At 65.1% G+C, this 4,599-nt stretch carries 5 protein-coding genes; 4 read left to right on the plus strand and 1 reads right to left on the minus strand.

The genetic code is table 11. The features are described 5' to 3' along the window. The first annotated feature begins 160 nt into the window (after nucleotides 1–160). A complete protein-coding gene (locus A2J02_RS00775) occupies nucleotides 161–640 on the plus strand; it encodes a DUF4190 domain-containing protein (protein WP_068045509.1) in 480 nt (159 codons plus the stop codon). Here the strand turns inward: A2J02_RS00775 and A2J02_RS00780 are convergent. Next, a complete protein-coding gene (locus A2J02_RS00780) occupies nucleotides 629–1,855 on the minus strand; it encodes an MFS transporter (RefSeq protein WP_068045512.1) in 1,227 nt (408 codons plus the stop codon). The genes A2J02_RS00775 and A2J02_RS00780 overlap by 12 nt on opposite strands. Nucleotides 1,856–1,937: 82 nt before the next feature. Between A2J02_RS00780 and A2J02_RS00785 the strand changes: the two genes are divergently transcribed. The 3 genes from A2J02_RS00785 to A2J02_RS00795 all read left to right on the plus strand — a co-directional run. Further along, entirely contained in the window at nucleotides 1,938–2,849 is a 912-nt protein-coding gene (locus A2J02_RS00785; protein ID WP_231893654.1) for a LysR family transcriptional regulator, read from the plus strand. Nucleotides 2,850–2,853: 4 nt separating this feature from the next. Then, a complete protein-coding gene (locus tag A2J02_RS00790) occupies nucleotides 2,854–3,468 on the plus strand; it encodes a histidine phosphatase family protein (protein ID WP_068045517.1) in 615 nt (204 codons plus the stop codon). A gap of 87 nt (nucleotides 3,469–3,555) precedes the next feature. Beyond that, a partial coding sequence (locus A2J02_RS00795; RefSeq protein WP_068045520.1) for a phage infection protein occupies nucleotides 3,556–4,599 on the plus strand: 1,044 nt, incomplete at its 3' end.

The following is a 4,599-nucleotide window of genomic DNA, read 5'->3' on the forward strand; positions in this document are numbered from 1 at the left end:
CATCTCGACGCATTACACCGGCAATCCGTATCCGGTTCGGGATCAGCCGCGCGTGACCGGTTACGTCACTGTCGACGCGTACGTGGGCTGGGGCAAACTCGGTACGTAGCGTCGCGAGAGAACTGTTGCGACGGCTGTCTCGAGGTGCCACACTCCCGCCATGGGCTATCCGCAGGGTGAAGGCAGCGACTCGTTCGACGCGTCCAGGAAGGACGAGTCGTATGGGGGTTCGGAGCAATATCCTCCGTATCGAGATCCGAACGCCCAGCCCCAGAACCCCACATACCAAAACCCGCAGTACCAGAACCCCCCTTACCAAAACCCGCAATACGCCAACCCCCAGTACGGGAATGCGCCGTATGCGGGCGGGTATCAGGCTCCCGCGCCCACCAACACGTTGGCGATCGTGTCGCTGGTGTTGGCGATTCTGGGTCTGACGTTCATTCCGTTGCTTGCATCGATCTGCGCTGTGGTGTGCGGCCACATCTCGCGTGGTCAGATCAAGCGCACCGGCGAGAGTGGGTCGGGGTTCGCGACAGCGGGTCTCATCGTCGGCTACGTGTCGATCGCACTCTTCGTCGTCATCGTGGGAGCGATCATCATCTTTGCCATCGCTGCCGGAAGCGCATCAACCTTCTGAAACAGGTCGCCCCAGTCGGCCGTTCAAGCATGCAGCCCACACGCCTGCGATGAGTGCCAACGCAATAACGAACAGCGCCAACGCGTTCCAACCCAGGGACTGGAACACGACACCGCCTATCCATCCGACCACGGAGGATCCGCCGTAGTAGAAGAGGTTGTACAGCGAGGTCGCCTGCGCGCGACCGTACACGGCGCGCTGTCCGGTCCATCCCGACGCAATGGCGTGGGCCGCAAAGAATCCCATGGTCAGGATCACCAGGCCGGTCAGAATGACGACGAGGTTCGACGCCATCGTCAGGGCCACTCCGGCGATCATCGTTGCGGTCGATCCGGCGAGCACCACCGATCTGCCGTGCTTCGTCGCAAGATTGCCCGCTACCCGCGAGGACACGGTACCGCTGAGGTAGGCCACGAAGATCAGGCTGATCAGGGACTGTGGGAGCCCGAAAGGCACGGCTTCCAAACGGAATCCGAGGAAGTTGTAGATCGCGACGAAGCCGCCCATCAGCAGGAATCCCTGGCCGTAGAGTGCCGCCATCCCCGGTTCGCGCAGGTTGACCCACAACCGACCGGGTAGGTCACGAATCTGGCTGTGCACCAATGCCGTTCGTGGCCGAGGGGCCAGCCACACGAACAGGGCCGCGGCCAGTGCCGCGATCACCGAGACCGTCAACGTGCCGATACGCCAGTTGGTGTATTCCGCAACGGGCCCCGCGACTATGCGGCCGAGCAGCCCACCCAGCGTCGTCCCCGAAACGTACGTCGCCGCCGCCAGCGCGGTGTGGTTTCGGTGCACCTCTTCGCTGAGATACGCGATCGCGATGGCCGGGAGACCGCCCAGTGCAGCACCTTCGAAGAATCGAACGACCAGCAGCACTTCGAGCGAGGGCGAGAGCGGAACCAGCAGTCCCAACGTCGTGGCGGTGAGGATCGACGCAGTCATGGCCCGGACTCGACCGATGCGGTCGGCCGCCACCGACCAGGGAATGACCGACACCGCAACGCCCACGGTCGCAAGTCCGACGGCGAGCGAGGACAGCGACGGCGTGATGTCGAGATTGGCGGCGATGAGCGGCAGGATCCCCTGCACCGAATACAGCTGAGCGAACGTCGCGACTCCGGCGAACAGCAGCGCCAGCACGAGCCGGCGGTATTCGCGCGATCCCCTGGGGTGTCCCTCCCATTCGAGGACCTCGGGTTGCGTCGTAGTCATGAAGATCACGTTAGAAGTGCTCACGGTATTCGTCCAATGCATGAGAGGCGGCAAACCGATTCATCGGCGATATGATTCGGCGATGCGTCGCGAAGCGATCGAACTGCTGCCGCTGCTGCCGACACTCGTCGCAGTGGCCGATACCGAGCACATCACCGACGCCGCCCACGTCCTGGGCGTCCCACAACCCACTGTCAGCCGTCAGGTGGCCCGTGCTTCGGCGATCCTCGGCGTCGACATCGTGGAACGACGCGGCCGCGGCATCGTGCTCACCAGCACCGGCCGAGTGTTGATTCCCTATCTTCAGCGCGCGCTGAGCGACATCGACGCCGGTATCGACGCCATGACCGAGCACGACGCCAGGGCCCGCGGCCGCATCGCAGTGGCGTTTCAGAACACCCTGGGCGAGGACGTCGTACCGGCGCTCATCCGGCAGTTCCGCGTCGACCACCCGGCCGTCACGTTCGATCTGGACCAGGGTGCGCGCGCACGCTGCCTCGACCGTCTCGAAGACGGGGTCTCGGACCTGGCATTCGTCTCCCTCAGCGCCGAGCACACCGAGAACAATTCGTTCCAGCTCTACGACGAGAGGCTGATGCTGGTGGTTCCGGCCGATCACCGCCTCGCCTCACGCAGATCGGTCGATCTCGCCGACACCGCCGACGAGAACTACATCGCGATGGGCCACGGTTTCGGCATGCGGTCGATCTGCGACGAGCTGTGGGCGGACGCCGGTTTCAGCCCGCGCATCGCATTCGAGGGGCAGGACACCCACACGGTGCGCGGCCTCGTCGGGGCCGGTCTCGGCATCGCCATACTGCCGCGAATCCGCTCGCACAGCGGTGAAGGAGGAACCGTCGACATCGGGCTCACCCAACCCGCGGCCCGTAGACGGATCGGCATGGTGTGGGATCCGCAGGCCGATTCGCCGCGTCAGGTGGCGGCATTTCGATCGATGGTGCTGCGCAGTGGTCGAACACTCGTGATTAGGTGAGTCGATGCAACTGGTTCTGGTGCGGCACGCTCTCCCGCAACGGTCGGAGACCTCGGCCGATCCCGCTCTCGCCGAGCTCGGCGTCGAACAATCTCTGCGGGTTCCGGGTGCCGTGGCCAGGTTCCCGGTCTCCCGAGTCGTGTCGAGTTCGCAACTCCGCGCTGTTCAGACGGCGCAGCCTCTTGCCGATCGGCTCGGTCTGACCGTCGAGTCCGACGAGCGTGTGGCCGAATACGATCGCGACTTCGGCGGCTACGTTCCGATCGAGTCCGCCAAAACCGAGTTCCGTGAGGCATTCGATCGCATCAAGGCCGGGCACCTTCCCGAGCAGGTCGACGAGCAGGCGTTTCGGCAGCGAGTTCTGGCCGGCGTCGCCGACATCGTCTCGGCCAGCGCACACACCGACACTGTCGCGCTCTTCGCCCACGGCGGCGTGATCAACATCCTGCTGCAGGACATTCTGCAGACCCCGAAGGTGCTCGGCTTCCCGATCGACTACTGCTCGGTGACACGTGTGCTGTTCTCCCGCAGTGGCGCCAGGTCGGTCTCCTCGGTGAACGAGACCGAGCATGTGTGGGACCTGTTGCCCCGGAACCGACAATCCACAGAGAGCTCTTAAACTCCCAGGTAGAGGACATGAAATGGGGCGTCGACGGCCATCGAGTGGTCGGCGAGGCCGAACCTGGCAGTTAGCCTCGAACTCATCATGGGTGAATTGCGTATCTTCCGACGTCCTGCCGTTGCTCTCACTGCGCTGGCGTTTCCTCTGGTGGCGGTAGGTGCTTTTGCACTCGGCACCGGCTACGACCTCGGTGGCGAATCCACGGCGACCCCCACCACCGCCGTCGCCGACACGGAGCAGGCACCGGCACCGGACCAGCAGACGGCGGATCCTCTGGCCGCGGCCCGGACCAGCCTCAACAGCGCATCTCTGCCCATCACTTTTCTCTCCAGCGGTATCGGTCAGCTGACCGAGGGCGGAACGCAGCTCAACGACGGCGTCGGGCAGCTCGCCGACGGCATCACCCAGGCTCACGACGGAACGATTCAGCTCGCCGACGGGTTCGGGCAGTATCGCGACGGCATCGGTCAGCTCGGTGACGGCGCGTCTCAGATCAGCGGTGGCGTCGACCAGGTCGTCGACCAACTCGCCGGATTCGGGGCGCTGCAGGCCGATTTCACCGCGAAACTCGCCGCCACCGCGGACCAGGTCGATCGCTTCCCGCACCCGGGATCCGACGCCATCTCCGGCGAGATCCGGGGCGTCATCGACACCTTGAACACGCAGGCCTTCGGCCCCGACACTCTCGCCCAGCTGCAGACCCTCAAAGGTGGTGCTCAGCAGCTGTCCTCCGAGCTCAACGACCCGAACAGTCAGTTCCTCGGGGCCACCGCTCAGCTCGGCGACGCCACGGTGCAGTTGCGGGACGGACTCGGCCAGCTCGACGACGGTGGCCAGCAGCTCAAGGCAGGTACCGATCAGCTCGTGACGTCGGTCGAGCCGGTCGAGGGCATCGTCAACGGCATTGCCACCAACGTGCGCGACGCCTCCGCGGCACTCCCGCCGGGAACCGCTGCCGCCACCGACGACGCGGCCGCGGAGCAGAATCTCGTGGCCACGACAACGTCCGGCGGTGCCGGTGCCACCCCGTATCTGATCGCCGCGCTGGTGGCTCTCGGAGCCCTGGGCTGCGTCAGTCTCGTTCGAGTTCTCGGCAGGGACAGCAACCCACGATTGCTGTCGGTGGTC

The organism is Rhodococcus sp. EPR-147 (genome assembly GCF_001647185.1).
In the GTDB taxonomy this organism is placed as follows: Bacteria; Actinomycetota; Actinomycetes; order Mycobacteriales; family Mycobacteriaceae; genus Rhodococcoides.